Origin of the sequence: Tenacibaculum gallaicum, assembly GCF_003387615.1 — a bacterium.
In the GTDB taxonomy this organism is placed as follows: domain Bacteria; phylum Bacteroidota; class Bacteroidia; order Flavobacteriales; family Flavobacteriaceae; genus Polaribacter; species Polaribacter gallaicus.
Genome location: NZ_QUNS01000001.1, coordinates 414924 through 438096 on the forward strand (window position 1 = coordinate 414924; position 23173 = coordinate 438096).

General features: G+C 32.4%; 19 protein-coding genes. 5 read left to right on the plus strand and 14 right to left on the minus strand.

What is annotated here, in order from left to right:
* Positions 1-11: 11 nt before the first annotated feature.
* Positions 12-1874, plus strand: a complete 1863-nt coding sequence (locus tag C7448_RS01940; protein WP_115899672.1) for an ABC-F family ATP-binding cassette domain-containing protein — start codon at positions 12-14, stop codon at positions 1872-1874.
* On the opposite strand, the gene C7448_RS01945 is transcribed toward C7448_RS01940, so the two are convergent.
* On the minus strand, positions 1875-2591 hold the full coding sequence (locus tag C7448_RS01945; RefSeq protein WP_115899673.1) for a 3'-5' exonuclease: 717 nt from the start codon (positions 2589-2591) through the stop codon (positions 1875-1877).
* Positions 2581-4335, minus strand: a complete 1755-nt coding sequence (locus tag C7448_RS01950) for a DUF4153 domain-containing protein (RefSeq protein ID WP_147300485.1) — start codon at positions 4333-4335, stop codon at positions 2581-2583. Before C7448_RS01950 ends, C7448_RS01945 begins: the two co-directional genes overlap by 11 nt.
* Positions 4336-4509: 174 nt before the next feature.
* Here C7448_RS01950 and C7448_RS01955 point away from each other — a divergent pair, with 174 nt between their 5' ends.
* Positions 4510-5208 carry a response regulator transcription factor gene (locus tag C7448_RS01955; RefSeq protein WP_115899675.1) on the plus strand — a complete coding sequence of 233 codons (699 nt, stop codon included), beginning with the start codon at positions 4510-4512 and terminating at the stop codon, positions 5206-5208.
* Between the two features lie 145 nt (positions 5209-5353).
* Positions 5354-6400, plus strand: a complete 1047-nt coding sequence (locus C7448_RS01960) for a sensor histidine kinase (RefSeq protein ID WP_115899676.1) — start codon at positions 5354-5356, stop codon at positions 6398-6400.
* A gap of 37 nt (positions 6401-6437) precedes the next feature.
* Here C7448_RS01960 and purD read toward each other — a convergent pair whose 3' ends face one another.
* The 4 genes from purD to rnpA all read right to left on the minus strand — a co-directional run bounded on the left by purD (position 6438) and on the right by rnpA (position 11627).
* Positions 6438-7712, minus strand: coding sequence for a phosphoribosylamine--glycine ligase (gene purD, locus C7448_RS01965; RefSeq protein ID WP_115899677.1), 1275 nt, complete (start codon positions 7710-7712; stop codon positions 6438-6440).
* Between the two features lie 160 nt (positions 7713-7872).
* On the minus strand, positions 7873-9552 hold the full coding sequence (locus C7448_RS01970; RefSeq protein WP_115899678.1) for a DUF6909 family protein: 1680 nt from the start codon (positions 9550-9552) through the stop codon (positions 7873-7875).
* A 40-nt stretch (positions 9553-9592) separates the two neighbouring features.
* A complete protein-coding gene (locus C7448_RS01975; protein WP_115899679.1) occupies positions 9593-11218 on the minus strand; it encodes a S41 family peptidase in 1626 nt (541 codons plus the stop codon).
* Positions 11208-11627, minus strand: a complete 420-nt coding sequence (rnpA, locus tag C7448_RS01980; RefSeq protein WP_245939409.1) for a ribonuclease P protein component — start codon at positions 11625-11627, stop codon at positions 11208-11210. The genes C7448_RS01975 and rnpA overlap by 11 nt, the downstream gene beginning before the upstream one ends.
* Positions 11628-11735: 108 nt before the next feature.
* Here rnpA and C7448_RS01985 point away from each other — a divergent pair, with 108 nt between their 5' ends.
* The gene (locus C7448_RS01985) at positions 11736-12914 is read left to right on the plus strand and encodes an acyl-CoA dehydrogenase family protein (protein ID WP_115899680.1); all 1179 of its coding nucleotides are present in this window, start codon (positions 11736-11738) and stop codon (positions 12912-12914) included.
* An 85-nt stretch (positions 12915-12999) separates the two neighbouring features.
* Here the strand turns inward: C7448_RS01985 and C7448_RS16070 are convergent, their stop codons facing one another.
* The 8 genes from C7448_RS16070 to C7448_RS02015 all read right to left on the minus strand — a co-directional run bounded on the left by C7448_RS16070 (position 13000) and on the right by C7448_RS02015 (position 20456).
* A complete protein-coding gene (locus C7448_RS16070; RefSeq protein ID WP_262510977.1) occupies positions 13000-13134 on the minus strand; it encodes a hypothetical protein in 135 nt (44 codons plus the stop codon).
* A 209-nt stretch (positions 13135-13343) separates the two neighbouring features.
* Positions 13344-14093, minus strand: coding sequence for a heparin lyase I family protein (locus tag C7448_RS01990; RefSeq protein ID WP_115899681.1), 750 nt, complete (start codon positions 14091-14093; stop codon positions 13344-13346).
* A 112-nt stretch (positions 14094-14205) separates the two neighbouring features.
* Entirely contained in the window at positions 14206-14748 is a 543-nt protein-coding gene (locus C7448_RS01995; protein WP_115899682.1) for a pyridoxamine 5'-phosphate oxidase family protein, read from the minus strand.
* A 12-nt stretch (positions 14749-14760) separates the two neighbouring features.
* The gene (glpK, locus tag C7448_RS02000) at positions 14761-16245 is read right to left on the minus strand and encodes a glycerol kinase GlpK (RefSeq protein WP_115899683.1); all 1485 of its coding nucleotides are present in this window, start codon (positions 16243-16245) and stop codon (positions 14761-14763) included.
* A 671-nt stretch (positions 16246-16916) separates the two neighbouring features.
* Positions 16917-17594 carry a response regulator gene (locus tag C7448_RS02005; RefSeq protein ID WP_115899684.1) on the minus strand — a complete coding sequence of 226 codons (678 nt, stop codon included), beginning with the start codon at positions 17592-17594 and terminating at the stop codon, positions 16917-16919.
* Entirely contained in the window at positions 17563-19428 is a 1866-nt protein-coding gene (locus C7448_RS02010; protein WP_115899685.1) for a tetratricopeptide repeat-containing sensor histidine kinase, read from the minus strand. The genes C7448_RS02005 and C7448_RS02010 overlap by 32 nt, the downstream gene beginning before the upstream one ends.
* A gap of 80 nt (positions 19429-19508) precedes the next feature.
* Entirely contained in the window at positions 19509-19655 is a 147-nt protein-coding gene (locus tag C7448_RS15770; protein ID WP_170136990.1) for a hypothetical protein, read from the minus strand.
* A gap of 270 nt (positions 19656-19925) precedes the next feature.
* Entirely contained in the window at positions 19926-20456 is a 531-nt protein-coding gene (locus tag C7448_RS02015) for an RNA methyltransferase (protein ID WP_115899686.1), read from the minus strand.
* Between the two features lie 107 nt (positions 20457-20563).
* Here C7448_RS02015 and mutS point away from each other — a divergent pair, with 107 nt between their 5' ends.
* On the plus strand, positions 20564-23173 hold the full coding sequence (mutS, locus tag C7448_RS02020; protein WP_115899687.1) for a DNA mismatch repair protein MutS: 2610 nt from the start codon (positions 20564-20566) through the stop codon (positions 23171-23173).

Consider the following 23173-nt stretch of genomic DNA (forward strand, 5'->3'; position numbering starts at 1 on the left):
AATTTTAGAGAATGAATTACCTATCAGTAGAAAATATAGCAAAATCGTATGGCGAAAAGGTCTTATTTGAAGAAATTTCTTTCGGAATAAACAAAGACCAAAAGATAGCCTTTGTTGCTAAAAATGGTAGCGGAAAAACCTCTATTTTAAATATTATTGCTGGAAAAGACACACCAGATGAAGGTCAAGTTATTAGTAGAAAAGGAATCAATATTGCTTATTTGGCACAAGATGATAGTTTGAATCCCGATTTAACTATTGAAGAAACTATTTTTTCTGCTGAAAGTACCATTCTTCCAATTATTCAACAATACGAAAAAGCCTTACAAAACCCTGACGATACAGAAGCGTATCAAAAAGCATTTGAGCAGATGGAGCAGCACAATGCATGGGATTTTGAAACACAATACAAACAAATTTTATTTAAATTAAAACTTGATGATTTATCGCAAACAGTAGGAAAGCTTTCTGGAGGGCAAAAAAAGCGATTATCATTGGCTATTATTCTAATTAATAAACCTGATTTATTAATACTTGATGAGCCAACCAACCATTTAGATTTAGAAATGATTGAGTGGTTAGAAGCTTTTTTTACTAAGGAAAAAATTACCTTATTTATGGTTACACACGATCGTTACTTTTTAGAGCGAGTGTGTAATGAGATTATTGAATTAGATAACGGAAAATTATACAAATACAAAGGAAACTATTCGTATTATCTTCAAAACAAAGAAGAACGAATGGCTTTAGAAGCTACTAACTTAAGCAAAGCGAAAAGCTTATTTAAAAAAGAATTAGATTGGATGCGTCGTCAGCCAAAAGCACGTACAACCAAATCAAAATCACGTATTGATGACTTTTTTCAAATTAAAGAAAAAGCACATCAACGAAGAAAAGAGCACGAAGTTCAATTAGAAATAAATATGGAACGTTTAGGAAGCAAAATTGTAGAGCTTCATAAACTAAAAAAGGACTTTGGTGATAAAGTTATTTTAGATGGATTTGACTACGTTTTTAAGCGAGGTGAACGTATAGGAATCATTGGAAAAAATGGAACAGGAAAATCCTCTTTTTTAAATATACTAACGGGTAAATTGCCTGTTGATGGAGGTAAAGTAATTGTTGGTGAAACAGTAAAATTTGGCTACTATACCCAAAAGGGAATCCAAATAAAAGAAGGACAGAAAGTAATAGAAGTCATTAAAGAATTTGGAGAAGAAATTCCGTTAACTAAAGGAAGAAGAATTTCTGCAGCACAGTTATTAGAACGCTTTTTATTTGATAGAAAAAAGCAATACGATTTTGTTGAAAAATTAAGTGGAGGAGAGCAGAAGCGTTTGTACTTATGTGCTGTTTTAATTCAAAACCCTAACTTCTTAATTCTAGATGAGCCCACGAACGATTTAGATGTGGTAACTTTAAACGTGTTAGAGAGTTTTTTACTCGATTACCCAGGGAATTTAATGGTAGTATCGCATGATCGTTATTTTATGGATAAAATTGTGGATGGTTTATTTGTGTTTAGAGGAAATGGAGTAGTGGAGAATTTTCCTGGAAATTACTCTGATTACAGAGCGTATGAGAGCTCGCAGCCATCAGAGCCTAAAGAAGAAAAGAAAGTAACTGAAAAGCAAGAAAAAACACCTCAAAAAGGAAAGTTAAGTTATAACGAAAACAGAGAATACGGATTACTTGAAAAAGATATTGAAAAACTTCAAAAGAAAAAAGGAGTAATTGAAGCTCAGTTTGCTAATAACGAAGTTTCACCTGAAGAGATTAATGAAAAATCGTTAGAGCTACAGCAGATTATTGATAGTTTAGAAGAAAAAGAAGAACGTTGGTTTGAGCTTTCTATGAAATTAGAAGGCGAATAGTTAAACGCTAACAATATCATCTTCTTCAACCAAAGGCTTGTTCAAAAAGCGCAATAATAATTGTGCAACAGCAACGGTATCACGTTCGCAATACTCAACAATACGAGGAAGGTTTTTTTCTCGATGGTACACGTTTGCAACTTCACTTCCATCAATATCTTGTTTGGGTGAAGGTATTCCTAAAATAGCAGTGAGTAGTTTTAAAGAGGTGTAGTGTTTATAATCGCCAAACTTCCATAAGTCCAAGGTGTCTAAATGTGGAACCTCCCATGGCTTTTTGCCAAATAAGTTGAGTTTGTTAGGTAAGTTAATTCGATTGATAATCATTCTTCGCGCGATGTACGGAAAGTCAAACTCTTTACCATTATGAGCACACAATAAGTGTTTATTTTGGTTAAAATGTGTATCTAATAAGTTTTTGAAATCGGTTAACAATTTAGCTTCATCATCTCCATAAAAAGAGGTAACTCGCAGTTGGTTTTTACGATCTCGATCTACAAAGTAGCCTACCGAAATACAGATGATTTTTCCAAATTCAGCCCAAATACCCGCACGATGGTAAAACTCTTCAGGAGTAACTTCATCTTTCCGTTGATATTGAGTTTTTAGAGCATATAACTCTTGCATTTCAGGTGATAAATCAGCAAATAATTCCACTTCAGGAACCGTTTCAATATCTAAAAACAGGATGTTTTGTAAATTCGTCTTATTCAGCATTTTCTTTAATTAAAACGTAAGCATTAGCATTAGATAAGTGTTTTTCGTTAGCATCATCAACTTTTGATAGATTTATGCTTTGAAAAACAAACTTTATATTTAGAGTTTTAAAACCATGTTCAATTGTCATTAAATTAGGTGCTATATCATAATTTTTTTCTTGACTGTTAAGTCTTTGAATTATTTCTGAACAGTCTATATTTCCAATATAAGTATCTCCTTTTGAGACTTTGATTAGGTTGCTTTTTTCACTTAGATAAAAATGATAGTTGTTAATGGAATTACGATTTTCATAAGAATTAAAATATAGTCTTTTCAAAACATCATAATTCTTAGTATCAATAATCATTTTAGAATCGTCGACACTATAATACTTATTTCTGTAAGTACCATTGGTGTTATCAATTACTTTTATATTCAAACTATCCATTAACCTGTTTTGTAATTGCCAATGACTGTTGGTTTTAAAAGTTATTTTTGGATTATACCCTAAAACGTTTTCTACTTTATGTAATTCCTGTTTATTGTTTAAGTATCTAACAATAGAGCGTAACTGATTTTTCTTTTCAAAAGTGGTAGTAAAATTATCTTTCTTAATGTCAGTATATACTTTCTTAAATTGAAGAAGTTGACTTTTTGTTGATATTGAAAAAGTTCCCCAAAACCCAAAAGAAATGAGAAAAGTAATAAGAGCTAAACTAAAAGGAAAGACTTTAATTTTTTTACGCTTACTAAAAAGTATGTACAAGGTCATAGCTAAAACCCAACAAGCTAAAACAAGTACGAAATAACGGTTTTCGGTAATCCCATATTCGTTAATACGTCTAAAAATAGCAATAAAAAGTAAAATTATTAACGGTAATAACAAATAATAAAACCATGGATAAAACTTTCTAATTGTACGAGAGTTAATAGTTTTTTGAATAGGGTTGATAAGTATTTGCACAATAAAACCTAAAAATGAAAGAGCAATAACCAAATAAGAAACCCACCCTTTAGGTAAGTTCCAATTAATTACAATTTTTAAACTATAAGCATATAAAATGATGAGGTATAAAATTACTAATGGAATTAAAATATACTTAACTAATACCTCTAAAGCTTTTGTGTAGTTAATTGCAAGTTGGTTATGAACATCTTTAGGAAAATCTGAAAGGTAAATCCAAGTATTTACAACTCCTATACAAAGCACAAAAACCTGAAAAAAACGTTCTCCTTTAAAATCTATATTAAATAAATGTTTAATAGCTAAGAGTGCCAAAACAATTCCTAAATATAAAATTAGTGAAAAAAATAAACTTCTAACAATTGCTATAAAAACTGATTTTACGTAATTAAAATAAGCAGATTTATTCCATTTAAAAATAAAAGGGGCTACCATCACTAGTAAATGACCTGATACAAAGTAAAGTATAAATCGAATAGTAGAATTTTGGTGAATTTTTGAACCATTAACTTCAATACTAAAATAAAATAGAAGTAAAAAGCCAAGAGTTAGCAAGAATATCCATGTTTTATCTCTTTTAAACTGTTCTTCCAAAAAACGAGTAGCGATTAACCAGCTAACCCCTAAAGTAAAGGTTATAATAACTTTACCATAAAAAGCGTTATCAAAAGTATCTGTTTCAATTGTAAATAAAGTAAACAATGTACCAATGATTGCCCAACAAAGGGCTATAGGAAATCGCTTAAAAGCATTTTTAGCATTGGAAGTAATTTCCCCTAGGGAAGAAATAATTTTCATAGGAAACAATTTGTATAAAGATACAAAAACTACAAAAAAAGAAAAAACAAAAGAAATATCTTCGTTTTCTTTAAGCAAAAGTTTGGTAAATATTAAATGAACGTTAAGTTAAACATGTATATAAAGGGTTTATTATTTTATGATTACTTTTGGATAACACAATATAAATGAATAATGAACACTAGCGATATTAAAATTTTACTAGTTGACGATGAGCCAGATATTTTAGAAATTGTAGGTTACAATTTAAAATCAGAAGGATATCAGGTTTTCACTGCAAACAACGGAGCAGAAGCTGTAAAAACAGCAAAAAAAGTAACTCCACATTTAATTTTATTAGACATTATGATGCCTGAAATGGATGGTATCGAAGCATGTGAAAAAATTAGAAATGTAAAACCTCTTGAAGATGTGATAATTTCTTTTTTAACCGCTAGAGGAGAAGATTACTCACAAGTAGCAGGTTTTGACGCTGGGGCAGATGACTATATAACCAAACCAGTAAAACCAAAAGTGCTAATAAGTAAGGTAAAATCTTTATTACGACGTTTAAAAACTGAAGAAAAAGCAGATACCACCACAAAAATTGGAGATATTGTAATTAACAGAGACGAATATGTAGTTTTTAAAGGAGAAGAAAAAATATCTTTGCCAAGAAAGGAGTTTGAACTATTCTCTTTACTAACTTCAAAACCAGGAAAAGTATTTAAAAGAGAAGTTATTTTAGATAGCGTTTGGGGAAATGAAGTAGTTGTAGGCGGAAGAACTATAGATGTACACATACGTAAACTTCGTGAAAAAATAGGAGACCACTATTTTAAAACAGTAAAAGGAGTTGGGTACAAGTTTGTATTAGACGAAACAGACAAATAATTTTTTAAACTCAAAATTTTATAAGTAGATTGCTAGCTAGCAATCTATTTTTTTATCATGAAATGAGCTATAATAATTTTGATCCTTTTTGAGATAATTATTGGCGAATTACATCTGACATTTAAAAAATAATAGAAAAAAACAGATGAAAAAAATAAAAAAAACGTATAACTACGCGCTTTGGTCGGCGTTATATTCAACGCTATTATCTATTGTCATAGCAGTATTATCGTACTTGTTTTTATTAAACAGCTTAGGAGTTGTAACCATTGTAATTTTTGGCCTTGTAATGTTTATTATCTCCTTTTTTGTAATTCAATACAGAGCAGAACACTTTATTTACCAACGAGTAAAAAAGATGTATGAAGACATTTCTATTTTAGATGAGAATGATTTAAAAAGAAATAAAGTAACGACCGATGTAGAAGCGCTAACTAAAAGTGTACAAGAATATGTTGAAGGGAAGAGTGAAGAGATAGCTAATTTAACCCAGCGTGATTCATTTCGTCGTGATTTCTTAGGAAATGTAGCTCATGAGTTAAAAACACCACTTTTTACAGTACAAGGATATATTTTAACGCTTATTGAAGGGGCTGCTGATGACAAAGAAATTCTTGAAAAATATTTAGAAAGAGCTAATAAAGGGGTAGAACGATTAACCTCAATTGTTAAAGATTTAGACATGATTGCTAAGTTAGAAACTGAGGGAATGAAAATGAACATGCAAACCTTTAATATTATAGAGCTTATTCAAAACGTGTTCGACTTGTTTGAAATGAAGGCAAAAAAACGAAATATTACGTTGAGATTTGATCGTGTGTATGATTTTCCCCATTTGGTAAAAGGAGATGTTGAAAGGATTGAACAGGTACTTATTAATCTTGTTGTAAATTCTATAAAATATGGTAGAGTAGGAGGTATAACTACGGTGAGTGTTGAGCCATACAACCAAAATAAGCTTATTATTAAGATAAATGATAACGGTGAAGGAATAAAACAAGAGCACATATCTCGTTTATTTGAACGTTTTTACCGTGTAGATCAAAGTCGTTCACGTGAACAAGGAGGTTCAGGTTTAGGGCTTTCTATTGTGAAACATATTATTGAAGCGCATAACGAAACCATTCTTTTAAAGAGTGTACACGGAGAGGGTTCCGAGTTTTCGTTTACGCTAGAAAAGGCAATGAAATAAAAAAAGGAGTTGAATTTTCAACTCCTTTTTGTTATAATTATTTTAAATCGAAACCGATATCTTTTCGATAATTCATTTTATCAAAAGCTATTTTATCGATGCTCTTATAAGATTTCTCTAAGGCTTCTTCTATTGAATCTCCAAAAGATGTAATTGCCATAACACGTCCGCCACTCGTAACTACTTTACCATCTTTTAAAGTGGTTCCTGCATGAAAAACAATTGAATTTTCTACAGCATCATAACCCGTAATTTCTTTTCCTTTCTCATAAGCTTCAGGGTATCCGCCAGAAACTAACATTACTGTAGTCGCTGTTTGTGGAGTAACTTCGTATGATTTTTCGCCTAAAGTTTGCGTAGCAACACCTTCAAATAACTCTACTAAGTCTGATTGAATACGTGGTAATACCACCTCTGTCTCAGGGTCCCCCATACGAACGTTGTATTCAACTACCGAAGGATTTCCGTTATCGTTCATTAATCCGATAAAAATAAACCCTCTATAATCAATTCCATCTTTTTGCAAGCCGTCAATTGTTGGTTTAACAACCAATTCTTCCACTTTCGTTAAAAAATCATCCGTAGCAAAAGGAACAGGAGAAATAGCGCCCATACCGCCTGTATTTAACCCTGTGTCACCTTCTCCAATACGTTTGTAATCTTTAGCAGAAGGTAATATTTTATAATTCTTTCCGTCCGTTAATACGAAAACAGATAATTCTATTCCTTTTAAAAACTCTTCAATAACTACAGTTGATGAAGCATTTCCAAACTTTTGATTAGAAAGCATTTCTTCTAACTCAGCTTTAGCTTCTTCTAAATCATTTAAAATTAAAACTCCTTTACCAGCAGCTAATCCGTCAGCTTTTAATACATACGGAGCATCTAAGGTTTCTAAGAATTTTTTTCCTTCAGCTAAATTTTCAGTAGTAAAAGATTGATAACGAGCTGTTGGAATGTTGTGTTTTTCCATGAATTGCTTCGAAAAATCTTTACTTCCTTCTAGTAAAGCACCATCTTTTTTAGGTCCAATTACAGGAATATTTTTTAACTCTTTATCTGCTAAGAAAAAGTCGTGAACACCTTCTACCAAAGGAGCTTCAGGACCTACAACTACCATGTTGATATTGTGTTGTAAAACAGTTTCTTTTACCTGTGCAAAATCGGTTGGATTGATGGCAATATTCCTTGCTATTGCATCAGTTCCTGCGTTACCAGGAGCAACAAAAAGATTGTTGATTTTAGTACTTTCTGAAAGTTTTTTAGCAAAGGCATGTTCTCTACCGCCCGATCCTAAAATTAGAATATTCATTGTTGTGTGTTGTTGTATTGTGAGTGCAAATATAAAATAAGAAAAAAGGCTATGAGCAAAACCTGTCTTTAAAATTATGTAAAAAACTAAAAAGACCTCTTTTAATTTGAAAAGAAGTCTTTTTATGGTTTAATTAGGTTTTTTGGTAGTCGTTCTGCGACTAAAATATTTGTTCTAGTATTTTTTGCGTAATAGCATAAGTAGGTGTTACCCCGCTCATTCCAAGTCCTCCAGAGGCAAGCGTAGCACCTGTTTCTAGTGGGTTATCTGAGGCGTAATATGCATAACGAACCTTTACGTTTTCTGAAATATTTCCTCTAATTTTTGAGGCTGATTGAATTGCTTTTTGATAATGTGCTCCTTCCATTTCTAGTCCGATTACATTCCAAGTTGAATCGTGGAAGAATCGTAGTAAATCTTTGTTTTGTAATGAAGTTCCTAATACAGAAATCATTGCTCCGTCAAAAACCTGAACTCCAAAACCTTCTAAATCTTCTTTTGATAGTTCGTTTTTAAATGGGTAATTATCAGCAGTTCCTTCAAAAATATGTGATGAAGGAATCATAATATCTCCTTTACCACCTTCTAAAATACCTGCTTTCCCCATAATTGAAACAGATTGAACATCTAAATGGATTTTTTCTCCTTTTGTTTTATAGGGCTTTAAAAGCTCGTCCATAGTTTCAAAAGCCTGTTCACCAAAAGCATAATCCATTACAATAATTACAGGATCTTCTCCAGCTGAATTAACTTTGTTAAAAGAGTTCGCTTCAAAATCAATTTTCCCTGTATCAATTACCTGAACATTGATATTGGTTCCTGAAGTATCTTTGATATATATGAGTCCGTTTTCAGAAGCATAATTTTTAACGGCAGATTGTAAAGTACTGCTATTAACATTACTCAATACTTCAAAAAGTTGAAAATCTTTGTGTTTTTTAGCTTCTTTTGGTAAAGCGTTTTGTGCATAAATACTATTCATTACACTGTGCATGTTAGCACTGATGATATGAATAGGACGTTCTAATAGATCGTTTTCTAATAAAACCTTTTTAATATTGTTTGCCCAAATTTCACCGTAAATATGATGTCCAATTTCCTCAATTAAAACAGAACTGAACTTAATAGAGCGTTTTTGGTCGTATAAAGCTTCATTAATTGCTAATTTACCTAACCAATAAATTAGATGGAAAAACCTGTTTGGGTTCTCTTCTGAAGCAAACGTATTGTAAGCGTCGTACACTTCATCATAAGTTCTACCTAAAATATTACCAAGGTGTACAACAATTACATCTTTCTCCTCATCTGTAAGTGTTTTATTATGTATTACAATATCTTCTAGTTGTAACCATTCACGAATAAAACTTTCTCCATTATTAAAAACAACACGATCTTTAATTTTATGAGATTCAATAAATAAAAACGTTAAGTGTGTAAGAATATCATAAATCTCAGAGCGCCCTCTAGTAATTTCAATATTCATTTGATCTTTATCAATACGGTAACAATTTCTTCTTCTTTTAGGAGGAATAATTGCTTTGAATTTTGAATTACGATACCCTTCGTCAGCGGTCAAATAAATAAACTGACACTCTTCTATTCCTTCTGGTAACCGTTCTATAACGTATACCAATCCGTTTAATTCCGTTTTGTTTTCTGCAATTGAACCATAAATTTCTGGACGTAAAGACAAGAGTGATGTACGTAAAGTTTCACCAGAAACCCCCATTGGTTTGTAAAAACCGCGACTAAATAAGTGTCGCATTGAAATGTATAAACGCTCAATAGCATTTGTAGATTCTTGGGCTCTTGTACGTTCTTTTAGGATAGGTTTTGACATATGTTTTTAAAGTACAAATATACAAATTATGTTAAAGAAGCTAATTTTTTAAAATACTGTTATATTTTTTAGGGTTATTTAACAAGTTAACAGCATTTTTTATAGTTACATCATTTTTAAATAAATGCTTATACATTCCTTCTTTGTATGTATAGCGTTCCACAATTTCATTTTCAATTTCTTTTGATAAAAGATCTTGGTTGACCGAAACTTTAGCAACTTTAACAGCCTTTAATTGTTGAATAATTGCGGTATATTCTGAGGTGATTTTTTTGTTGTTTTCTACGGATTCATATGCTTCTTGAAACATTTTTTCTTCTTTAGATACAAAAGCAGTGTCTTTACGAAGTAAATAATCTTTAAATTGATTAAAACTTGAAGAAGAAAAGGTGTAGTTATCAGCAGGTAAATTAGGGTTTTGATGTGTAAAATCAGTTACAAAATTAAAAATTGCTCTTGATTTTAGTAACTCATCAGTTTCTGCTGTTTTTTTAGAAAACTCACTTGTTACATCAGGAGTTACACCACCTCCATCGTATACTTTTCGTCCATTTTGAGTTGTGAATTCATTAAGAGTAGCGTCAGAAAACTTAGGTACCTTCCCTGTTTTGGAATCTCTGTTGGCATAATCTAACTCCTGAATACATCGTCCGCTAGGAGTATAATATTTAGAAATCGTAATTTTCATTTGAGTTCCATAGCTCAAATCAAAATAACGTTGTACGAGTCCTTTTCCAAAAGAACGCTCTCCCATAACAACAGCTCGGTCATAATCTTGTAAGGCACCAGAGACAATTTCTGAGGCAGAGGCAGATCGACCATTTATTAAAACAACGATAGGGATTTCAGCATCTAAAGGTTCTCTACTTGTTTTATAAGTTCTACTATTTTTTTTAGTTTTTCCACGAGTATCAACAACTTTTAATCCTTTAGGAATAAATAAGTTGGTGATATTTATAGCATCAAATAAAGAACCACCAGGATTGTATCTCAAATCAAAAACCAACTTTTTCATTCCTCGTTTCTTTAGGTCACTAAACGCATTTACAACACTTTCAGTAGCCTTTTGACTGATAAATCGTGTTAAAACAATATATCCTGTTTCAGTATCAATCATATCGTAAAAAGGGACAGGATTTAAAATAACTTTATCAAGTTTTACAGATATGTTTTTTGTTTGACCATTTCTTTCTATTTGTAAAGAAAGCTCTTTTCCCGGAACTCCTTTTAACATTTGTGGAAATTGACCTCTTTCTAAGGTTGCTAATTCTTGTCCATTTACATTGATGATGATATCACCTGCTTTTAAACCAGCTTTATCGGCGGAAAAACCTTTGTAAATTTCGGCAACTACAATTCCTTTTTTAGTATAAAAAGTAGAAATACCAATACCTCCATATTCACCTTCACGACGAATACGAGCATCTTCAACATCTTGTTCATTATAAAAATTGGTGTATGGATCTAAATTCTTAAGGGTGTTTTTTATCGCCTTGTCAGTTAAATAGCCAGGGTTGATTTCATCAATATAATTAATGTTCAACTCTTTAAAAAGGTTGTTGTAAATTTCAATTTGTTTAGCAATCTCGAAAAAACGAGACTGAAAAGAAAAGAAAAGAGAGATGACAATAAGCGAACCAAAAAAAAGGAATTTTCTATTTTTCATCTTGAGTAACTTCGGTAATAAACTTTGTTAATAATTTCTTCATTTTATGCTCTAAATCGGCATATTTCCATTCATCTCTTGCAAGATAAGAAATCATAAACACATACGGTTTATCTATAGTCTCATAAATAGTATGCTTTTCTTTACGGTAGGTTTCGCGAAGTAACCGTTTTATACGGTTTCTATCTACCGCTTTTTTAAAATTACGTTTAGGTACAGAAACTCCAACTTGCGCAGGAAATTTTGAGGTGTGTTCGGTTTGTATATACACCATTCTTAGCGGAAAAACTTTTATCACCTTTCCCTCCTCATATAGTCTTCCTATCAGCTTTTTGCTTTTTAAACGCTCCTCTTTTCCTAAAGTAAATCTCATTAGTACAAACATACGCAAACCTGCACGAATAACCATTTTTTTAAGTATTTTTGAATCAATTCTTTTAAGAAACGCATACAACAAATCGCGATTAATTTTACGTTTCTCTTATACAATTAGTAAAATTAATTTTAAAACATATTTATGAAGTCTGATTTATTTCAAGCCCCAGATTATTATCAAGTAGATGATTTATTAACCGAGGAGCATAAGCTTGTTCGCAACACTACCCGTGAATGGGTTAAGAAAAACTTATCTCCAATTATTGAAGAATATGCACAACGTGCTGAGTTTCCGAAGGAATTGATTAACGGATTGGCAGAAGTAGGAGCTTTTGGGTCTTATATTCCTGAAGAATATGGAGGAGCTGGGTTAGATCAAATTTCTTACGGATTAATCATGCAAGAATTAGAGCGTGGTGATAGTGGAATTCGATCTACTGCTTCAGTACAATCCTCTCTTGTTATGGGACCTATTTATAACTACGGAACCGAAGCACAACGACAAAAATACTTACCAAAATTAGCCTCTGGTGAATGGATGGGAAGTTTCGGATTAACAGAACCAAATCACGGTAGTAATCCTAGTGGAATGGAAACGAAGTTTAAAGATATGGGAGACCATTATTTGTTGAATGGAGCTAAAATGTGGATTTCAAATGCACCCATTTGTGATGTAGCAGTTGTATGGGCAAAAAATGAAGAAGGTCGTATTCATGGTTTATTAGTTGAACGTGGTATGGAAGGTTTTTCTACGCCAGAAACTCATAATAAATGGTCGTTAAGAGCATCAATTACAGGTGAATTAATTTTTGACAATGTAAAAGTTCCTAAAGAAAATATATTACCCAATAAATCAGGGCTAGGAGCTCCATTGTTGTGTCTTGATGCTGCTCGTTACGGTATTGCTTGGGGCGTTATTGGTGCTGCGATGGATTGTTATGATACAGCATTACGTTATGCGAAAGAACGTACACAGTTTGGTAAACCAATAGGGCAATTTCAGTTACAACAAAAAAAGTTAGCTGAAATGATTACTGAAATCACTAAGGCTCAGTTGTTAACATGGCGTTTAGGAGTCTTAAAAAATGAAGGTCGCGCAACATCTGCTCAAATATCTATGGCAAAACGAAATAATGTTGACATGGCGTTGAAAATAGCACGTGAGGCTAGACAGGTACTGGGAGCAATGGGAATTTCTGGAGAATACTCAATTATGAGGCATGCAATGAATTTAGAAAGTGTAATAACCTACGAAGGAACACACGATGTTCATTTATTAATTACAGGGTTGGATATCACAGGATTAAATGCATTCAAATAAAAAGAAGAAGAAGCACTCAAACGTTAAACCACTAACACATTATTAAGGAGTGCTTCTTCCATCAACTATTAAAACTAAAATTTACCTACTCTTTTTTCTTGCCACCATTAACAAGAATTAAAAGAGCAGTTACTAAACCTATACAAACCAAACCGAAAATAATCATCATAATGGTTCCGTTTGTCCAAGATACCATTGGGATGTTCATTAATTGTGTCATTTCTTCTTATACTTTATTGTCTCAAAAATACAAGCATAGTTTAAGTTAAAACATGATTTTTATCAGGGTTTTGAAAAAAATGATGAGATTTTATAATATAGATTAGGAAGATGTTACCTCTTTTAATGCAGTGTCGAAACCATTAATACTAGCTTGGTTTCTTCCTTATCACTCTAGTATTATTCAATTTGCGAATGTTATAAGTTATATTAAAATGCAGAGTAATTTAAAGATAGATTATCAATATAAAAAACAGTATCCTCTAAGTATCCAGAGTTTGACCAGCCCATTAAATACATTTCGTTCATAAAGTTTTCATTAATACCACCATACATGTTAAGTGCTGTTTCATCACAAACCAAAACATCGTTTTTCCATAGTTGCATCACTCCATCAGTAGCTTTTTCACTGCTAGGAGCTTTAATTCTAGCCATAATATGAATCCATTTCCCTTGATCATTTTTGGTAATAAAGTCAGTTCCTAACTCTCCTGAAGGTGATATCGTCGACTGTTCTGTTCCATTTCTATATCGATGTAGGGTAAGATTGGAACCTCCTGTGTTATTTGGAGATAATGACCAATTTACATGAAACCCTGGATATCGATAGTCATTTTTATAAACAGCTAAAAACTTATTGTTGCTAGCTGAATTTTCTTTACGATGAGTATAATTAACGGGGATGTAAAGTTCATATTTTATCCATAATTCTCCAGTATTTGAATAGGATATTCTTTGCTCAGAAAAAGCGTCTTCTCCCGATGGTCCACCTTTATAGTAAAACCGAAGAGAGTACTCTCCATCCTTTTTTACTTCGTTAGAAACAGATGAATAGGTACTACTGCCATAGCTAATATTGTTTTCTGTTTGAGATAAGTCACCTTTTTCAAAATCATCAAAAAATAATATATTCCCTGAAGGTTCTTCAACTATTTTTGGACTCTCTTTTGTACAAGACATGAAAAATAGAGTAAGGAAAATCACGGAATATAAGTGGCTTTTTTTTTCATAGTGTAATAATTGTTTTGTAGTGTATATAATTAATGTATTAATTTTAAAACGATCAAATTATTTATTCTTTTAATAAAGTATCCAATCCATCAATATTAGTTTGATTTCTGTCGTTCCAATATTGTTCAATACCTTCTTCACCTTTTTCAGTAGCCCAATCGTTTAATTGATTTCGCTCTCCTTGGTATTCATAAAAAGGAATTGACATTCCGCAAGAGGTTTGTACACTTTCTATAGAAACCACAAATATTTGACGGGTACCAGGAAGTTTAGGAAATAAATCAGCATAATTACCCCACTTATCATGAGTTGGAAGAATTTCTTCTGCTTTTCCATATAGTCTGAGTATGTTTGGAGCACCTTCAAAAGCACAAAACATGATGGTTATTCGGTTGTTAGCTAATAAATGTGCTGAGGTTTCATTTCCGCTACCTGTAACACTTAGCCAAGCAACTGTATTTTTATCAAGTACTTTAAAGGTATCCATTCCTTTAGGAGAAAGGTTAATCCTTCCCTCTTTAGCAGCGGTAGCAACAAAAAAGAGTTTTTGTGCTTCAATAAATTTTAGAACTCGAGTTGTTATTTTGTCGTAAAATTTTGCCATGATTCTTTATTTTTAGTCAATCCAATCTTTAGTACGTTCAACTGCTTTTTGCCAAGTACGATATAATTTTTCTCTTTTTTCTTTAGAGAAAGAAGGTGTAAACGTTTTATCTATTTTTCTTTTGCTTATAATTTCATTTTGTTGCCAAAACCCAACACAAAATCCAGCTAAGTAAGCTGCTCCCATTACGGTAGTTTCAATTTCTTCAGGACGTTCTACACTCACATTTAAGATATCTGCTTGAAATTGCATGAGTAAATTATTAGCACACGCCCCGCCATCTACTTTTAAAGATGAGAGCTGTAGCATGCTGTCTTTTTGCATAACGTCTAAAATATCTTTTGTTTGATAAGCTAATGATTGTAAAGTAGCTTTAATTAAATGGTTTTTTCCAGTGTCACGTGTCAAACCAAAAACAGCTCCTCTAGCATACATGTCCCAATATGGAGCACCTAGTCCAGCAAAAGCTGGTACTACATACACAGGGTTTTCTTCAGTAACTTTTTCAGCAAAAAGCTCACTTTCTTCTGCGTTATTGATCATTTGTAACCCATCACGTAACCATTGAATTGCAGAACCAGCAACGAAAACACTTCCCTCTAGAGCATAATACACTTTGTTATTAATTCCCCAAGCAATTGTAGAAATTAAACCATCTTCAGAGTATTCTAAGTTTTCACCAGTATTCATCAACATAAAGCATCCTGTTCCGTAGGTGTTTTTTGCTTCTCCTTTTTTAAAACACGCTTGTCCAAATAATGCAGATTGTTGATCTCCTGCAATTCCTGCAATTGGAATTTGAACCCCGTCTAATTCATAATTTCCAAAATGAAAGGATGAAGGTTTTACTTCTGGCAACATTGAAATTGGAATGTTTAATTCTTTTACTAAAGTATCATCCCAACACAAGTTTTTTATATCATATAGCATCGTACGCGATGCATTGCTATAGTCAGTAGCGTGAACTTTACCGTTAGTTAAGTTCCATAAAAGCCAAGAATCAATAGTTCCAAATAACAAATTTCCTTTTTCAGCGTCTTCTTGAGCTCCTTCAATAGTATTTAATATCCAATGAATTTTAGTGGCTGAAAAATAACTATCAATTACCAACCCAGTAGTTTTACGAACATAGTTTTCAAGTCCTGTTTCTTTGAGTAACTCGCAAGTAGCTGCTGTTCTTTTGTCTTGCCAAACAATTGCATTATATATAGGTTTGCCTGTGTTTTTATTCCAAACAACGGTGGTTTCACGCTGATTGGTAATACCAATCCCTGCAATTTCTAAAGGCGAAATTTTAGCTTGTTCTATAGCTTTTTGTAAAGTGCTTAGTTGTGTTTGTAAAATTTCATTAGCGTCGTGTTCTACCCATCCTGACTGTGGGAAAATCTGCTTGAATTCTTCTTGAGTTTTTGCAACTATCTTTTCTTCTTTATTCAAAATAACTGTACGACAGCTAGTAGTTCCTTGGTCTAAAGCAATAATATATTTTTGAGTCATTTAGGTGTAAAATGATTGAACGCCTAATTTACAATTTTAGTAGTGGTAATAAAAAAAACCTTCTAGAAATCCTAGAAGGTTTGTACACTTAAGTTTGGTTAGTTAACTTTTAGTGTCTTAGAGCATAGCCAGCTCCTTTACCAAATTCAGCTAAAACTGAAAGTAAAGTGCTTAAGCCTTTGCTCGTCTTGCGTAGTAGTAATTTTCCCATTTTAAAAATTATTTAATTCCCCTTAAATTAATTGTCATTAAAGAATGAACACTTCAAATATATACTGATAATCAGGTAGATAAAATGGGATTTCCGAAGTTAAAAGTGTAATTTTCCGTAAAGAGCATAAAAAAACCTTCTAGAATTTCTAGAAGGTTTATTATTCCCCTTAAATGTCTTTTTTCAATTAATCTTGAAAAGAAGATGTTACAAATGTAAAGAGAGGTTAAAGGTTAAAAAAGGGTATTACCGCAAAAAAAAGTGCGGTTTTCCGCAAAGAGTTAAAGAGAAACGGTTTTACAACAAAAAGCCTTTAGATATCTAAAGGCTTTTTTTATTTTCTCTCTCTTTTCAAGATTCTTCCCAACAATGGTTTGAATTCCATTGCAAAATTATTACTTAGTTGTAATGTATAAAATGGGATAACCGTAAAAATAAATGCGTATTTCCGCAAAAGAAACTAATCTACAATTCCTAATTCTTTTGCTTTTAATATTAGGTCTGTATTGTTGTTGGCTTGTAAGTCAGTTCTTAATTTAGATAGTTTACTTTCTATGGAGCGGACTTTTATTAACGAACCATCATCTTTTTTAATTAAGCCTTCTAGATTAGAAATTTTAGCATGCCTAGGAAGCTCTTTTAAGATTTGAATAGCAATATCATCCATTTGTATTTCAACTAAGGCTCTTTTTAAGAGTTTTTGATGAATTTCATGCGTGTAATACACTTCTCCCTTTAACATTTTTTGAATGGCAAAGGTTAATTCATCGGTACTACACTTTCCTTTTAAAATATAGGCAGAAGGATTTAAGTTGTGTATTACATTAAAAATTCTGTTTGTTTCAGAGTGTCCAGTAATTACACCAACTTTAATAGGAATTTTTTCTTTAAGGATAGACTTTATAAAAGCTTCGCCTCCATCTAAAACTACGTTTTGATTTTGATTGTCAAAACTCAAATCCGTAAAAACAATATGAAATGGATTTTCGCTTAAACTTGATTTTATTTTAGAAAATGCTTCGTCACACGAATTTGCCGTTTCAATTTCTAAACCATCTATACCTTTCAAATACGAAAGAATTCCTTCAAGAATCAATTGATGGTCATCAACTAAAAGTATTTTTGTTTGTCCAGCCATTTAAGGGTATTTGAATACTGGTTTGGGTTCCTTTACCTACTTCACTACTAATAGTTAATTTACCGTTTAACTCTTCAATGCGTTCCTGTAGGTTTTGTAAACCAATTCCTTTTTTATTAATGTTGGTATCGAAACCAATTCCATCATCAATAATACCCAAATGTACGTATTTTTTACGTACAGAAAAATTGATAATAATCTTACTTGCTTTTGCGTGTTTTTTGCAGTTTTGTATGCTCTCACGAATACTTAAGTAGAGTAGACGTTTTATAGAGTTATCAACAGCTAACCAATCGTAGATTTGTAATCCGTTGACCTTAATTTTAAAATTGAGATCATAATAATCACTAACTAAGTTGATAATTTGGTCTCTAAACGAAACCTTTTTAAAGCTGATGCTACTTAATTGGTGCGATAGGTTACGTACATTCTCCTTAACCGCATCTAGTCTTTTAGCTTCCTCAACTAAATTAGATTTTTCTAATTTACGATGTAGTAAACGCAAATCACCAGCAACTTCATCGTGCAAGGATTTTGCTATTTGTTTACGTTCATGTTCTCTTGCCTGTATTCTTTCTAACTGGGCTTGATAGAGTAGTTTTCTTTTTCTGTTAAAATAAAATAAAACACCTACTCCAAATAACAATAAACTAAGAACGAACAATAACCAACCTATCGTTTTTTGTTGTTTATGATATACTATTTCAGTTTGTTTTTTTTCGTTTTCGGTTTTTAAAACAGTATTTTCTTTTTCTTTTTTATCGGTTTCGTATCTGATTTTAGCAAACTGATTTTTTAATCTACGCTCATTCTGGAATAAACTATCATTTAACGTAATATATTCTTCTAAATATTTTTTTGATTCATTACCAGTTGTTAAGTCTGAAAGGTTTTTTAAAGCCTCCAACCAACGTTTATTATTGTGTGTTTGTTTAGCGTGTTTTAAAGCTTCGTTAGAATGAAAAAGGGCTTTTTGATTTTGATTTTGATTTTTGTAGTAGTCAGCCAGATTTGTATGTGTAGTACTCAATCCTATTAAGTTATTTTGTTTAATTCTGAGGATTAGAACCTCATAATATTGTTGAAGTACCTCATCATTATGATTGCCTAGTAAAAAGTTGCTTGAAGCAAGGTTCTCTAATAGTAATGCATATTGAGTAGGAAACTTATATCTAATACTATCAAATGTTAGCCCTTTTTTAAAATAACTAATTGCTTTTTGGTGCTGGTTTTGTTTTTGGTATAAAAGACCAATGTTGTTTATTGTGAATAAATAGCCTAGCCTATCTTTGGTTTTTTTATTGATATCTAGGGTTTTATTGTAATAATCAATAGCTTCTTTTTTTTGATTTAACTCTTCAGAAACAAGTCCAAGATTATTATATACTCTTTCTAAATAAATTGAAGGCTGTATTTGTTCTAAATATTGTAAAGCTTCTATAGAGCTAATTTCGCTGCCAAGATAATCTTTAGCTTCTCTTTGCAATATTGCTAGACTTAATAGGCGTCTCCCAACTGCCATAGAATCATTTATTTCTTTAGAAATATCTTTGGAACGATGATAATAGTAAAAGGCACTATCGTTTGCGTAGGTAAGTTTACTTTGTAGGGCTTTAAAATGAAAGTATTTAGCTAGTAAAATAGAATCATTTGTTTTTTGATACAAAGAATCTACTTGTGTTGTGATTGTTTTAAGTAAGAAAAGTTTTTTACTAAAGTAGGCTTTTCTTCCAGATTCTATGAGTTCCTTTTTAAAAGAAGTAGTTGTAATATCTTTTTCTTGAGAAAAAAGAAAAGAGGAACAAAATAAAAGAATACAAAAGCTATGTTTCATCACAAATTATAAAGTAAAACCATCACTTTTCAAAAGTAATGGTTTTAAGCTTAAGTTGTATTTACTTGATGGCTTAATACTTAATCACCACCACCTGTTCCACCATCACCACCAGTATCAGTACCAGTTTTGGGGCTATCTGTTCCACCAGTATCGGTAGTTACAGTTTCTTTATCTCCACTAGGTTTTAAACTCATTGCTGTTTCTTTTAAGTACTTGTTTTCCATATTAAATAGGGTTTTTAATTACAAAATAATACTTGGGGATAGGGGGATAATCAAGTCCCTAAAATAACAGGTTTTTTGAGAAGAGACAAGAAAATAGTAGGTTTTCTAATATTTTTTGTTTGTTCTTGAAAAGAGATAACACTGTATAAGTGCTATTACGAACTTTTCGGCTGTCGCCCAAGACAGGCTAAAGTGAAGCAATCTATTAGTTGGTCAGATAAGAAATTTAAAGATTAAGATTATTTCGTCCGTACCTCATTAGTAATAATATTACTTTTTTATCTTAGTAAATAAGTCCCATAGCACCACTCCGCAACTTACAGAGATATTCAACGAATGTTTGGTTCCTAATTGCGGAATTTCAATACAAACATTAGAAGCAGAAACAACTTCTTGCTGTACACCTTTTACTTCATTTCCAAATATAACAGCGTGTTTTTGGTTGGGTTCAGGAGTAAAAGTATCTAACATGGTACTGTTTTCCGCTTGTTCAATAGCTAAAACCTTTACATTTTCTGATTGTAGTTTTTCAACCAAATCAACTGTGTTTTCAACATATTCCCAATCTACAGATTCGGTAGCACCTAAAGCCGTTTTATGAATTTCTTTATTGGGCGGCGTTGCTGTAATACCACACAAATAAATTTTTTCAATTAAAAAAGCATCCGAAGTTCTAAATACCGATCCTACATTATTCAAACTACGAATATTATCTAACACTACAATGAGAGGAGTTTTATCCGTTTGTTTAAACTCTTCAACGGTTTTTCTGCCTAGTTCGTTGTTTTTTAATTTTCTCATTTTGTTGGGTAACTTTTAGAGGTCAATAGCTAAAAGCTAATGACTAAAAGCTAATGACTAAAGACTTTTTTCTATCTTCGCAAAACTAACCCAAAAAATCCACAAACTTGGCAAAAACAAAGGCAAAAAAGGTAACTCCATTAATGCAACAGTACAACGGAATTAAGGCAAAATATCCGGACGCGATGTTGTTATTTAGAGTGGGCGATTTTTACGAAACCTTTGGAGAAGATGCTATAAAAGCATCCAAAGTTTTAGGAATTATTTTAACCAAAAGAGGAAGTGGGAGTGAAAGTGAAACTGCATTGGCAGGTTTTCCGCACCATTCTTTAAATACTTACTTGCCCAAGTTAGTAAAATCAGGATTGCGTGTTGCTATTTGCGATCAGTTGGAAGATCCAAAAATGACCAAAAAGATTGTGAAACGTGGGGTTACGGAGTTGGTAACTCCTGGAGTTGCGTTGAATGATGAGGTGTTACAATCAAAGTCAAATAACTTTTTAGCAGCAGTTCATTTTGGTAAAAAACTATTGGGAGTTTCATTTTTAGATGTGTCAACAGGTGAGTTTTTCATAGCACAAGGAAATGAAGAATATATAGATAAGCTCCTACAAAACTTTACACCTAGTGAAGTTTTGGTAGAAAAGAAATACAAGCAACGATTTTTAGAAATATTTACCAATCGTTTTCATGCTTTTTATTTAGATGATTGGGTGTTTCAAAAAGACTATGGAGATGAACTACTACGAAATCACTTTAAGGTAAAAACGTTAAAGGGATTTGGAGTTGAAGAGTTAGAATACGGGATTGTAGCTGGGGGTGCAGCCATGTACTATTTATCTGAAACACAACACAACAAAATAGAACATATACAATCAATTAGCAGAATTGCTGAGGATAAGTATGTGTGGATGGATCGTTTTACGGTTAAAAACTTAGAATTATACGGAGGAAATTCGGTGAATTCTGTTTCGTTATTGGATGTAATTGATAAAACGATTTCTCCCATGGGAGGACGTTTGTTAAAACGTTGGTTAGCGCTTCCATTAAAAGATTTAGCCCAAATTCAACAGCGACACGAATTGGTGAAGTTTTTAATTGATGACGACGCCTTTTTTGAAACAGTAACGTATCAGTTAAAACAAGTTTCTGATATCGAACGACTCATTTCGAAGGTTGCAACAGGCAAAGTATCTCCAAGAGAGGTCATCTTGTTGAAAAATTCGTTAAAAGCAATTCTTCCGATAAAGACTTCCGCAGAAAGCAGCAAAAATGCTGCCGTTAGGTTATTAGGAGAAAAAATTAATACGTGTGATGAATTAATTGATAAAATTACGGAAACGGTATTAGAAGAAGCTCCTGTAAATATAAACAAAGGAAATGCGATTGCCAGCGGAGTTTCTGAAGAGTTGGATGAATTACGTAGTATTTCAAATTCTGGAAAGGAGTATTTAGATACCATGTTAGCTAGAGAAACAGAACGTACAGGAATTCCGAGTTTAAAAATAGCCTTTAATAACGTATTTGGATACTATATTGAAGTTAGAAATACCCATAAAGATAAAGTTCCTGAAGAATGGATTCGTAAGCAAACTTTGGTGAATGCAGAACGTTATATTACTGAAGAACTAAAAGAATACGAAGCAAAAATTTTAGGAGCAGAAGAAAAAATTCAGCAGTTAGAAACTGAGATTTTTGCCAAATTAGTGCAATACATCATAGGTTTTGTACAACCTGTACAACAAAATGCACAGAATGTAGCCAAGATTGATGTTTTACAGTCTTTTGCAACCTTAGCTACCGAGAATAATTATGTACGTCCGTTAATGGATGATAGTACCGATATTGAAATTAAAAATGGTCGCCACCCAGTTATTGAAAAACAATTACCCATTGGGGAAGAATACATCGCCAACGATGTGGTGTTGAATCGTAATCAGCAACAAATTATCATGATTACAGGTCCGAATATGTCGGGTAAATCGGCAATTTTACGTCAAACAGCTTTAATTGTGTTGTTAGCACAAATGGGAAGTTATGTTCCTGCCCAAAATGCCCGAATAGGAATGGTGGATAAGATTTTTACCAGAGTAGGAGCCAGTGATAACATTTCAATGGGGGAATCTACGTTTATGGTAGAAATGAACGAAACGGCATCGATTTTAAATAATATTTCTGAGCGTAGTTTGGTGTTGTTAGATGAAATTGGACGTGGAACGTCTACCTATGACGGAATTTCCATTGCCTGGGCGATTTCGGAGTACTTACACGAACATCCTTCGAAAGCAAAAACGTTGTTTGCAACACACTATCACGAGCTGAACGAAATGACCTCGACGTTTGAGCGTATTAAGAACTTTAATGTATCGGTAAAAGAGTTAGACAATAGCATTATTTTCTTGCGTAAACTGGTAAAAGGTGGAAGTGATCATAGTTTTGGTATTCATGTAGCAAAATTGGCAGGAATGCCAAGCATGGTAATTCACAGAGCAAACAAAATTCTAAAAGAATTGGAGAGCTCTCATTCACACAAAGAGGTAAAAGAAACCTTGAAAGAAGCACAGCATGAAGATATGCAAATGAGTTTTTTTCAGTTAGACGACCCGTTGTTAGAAGATATTCGAGAAGAAATTTTAACGACAAACATCGATACACTAACACCGATAGAAGCACTTATGAAGCTAAATGAAATTAAACGAATGTTGACGAAAAAGTAA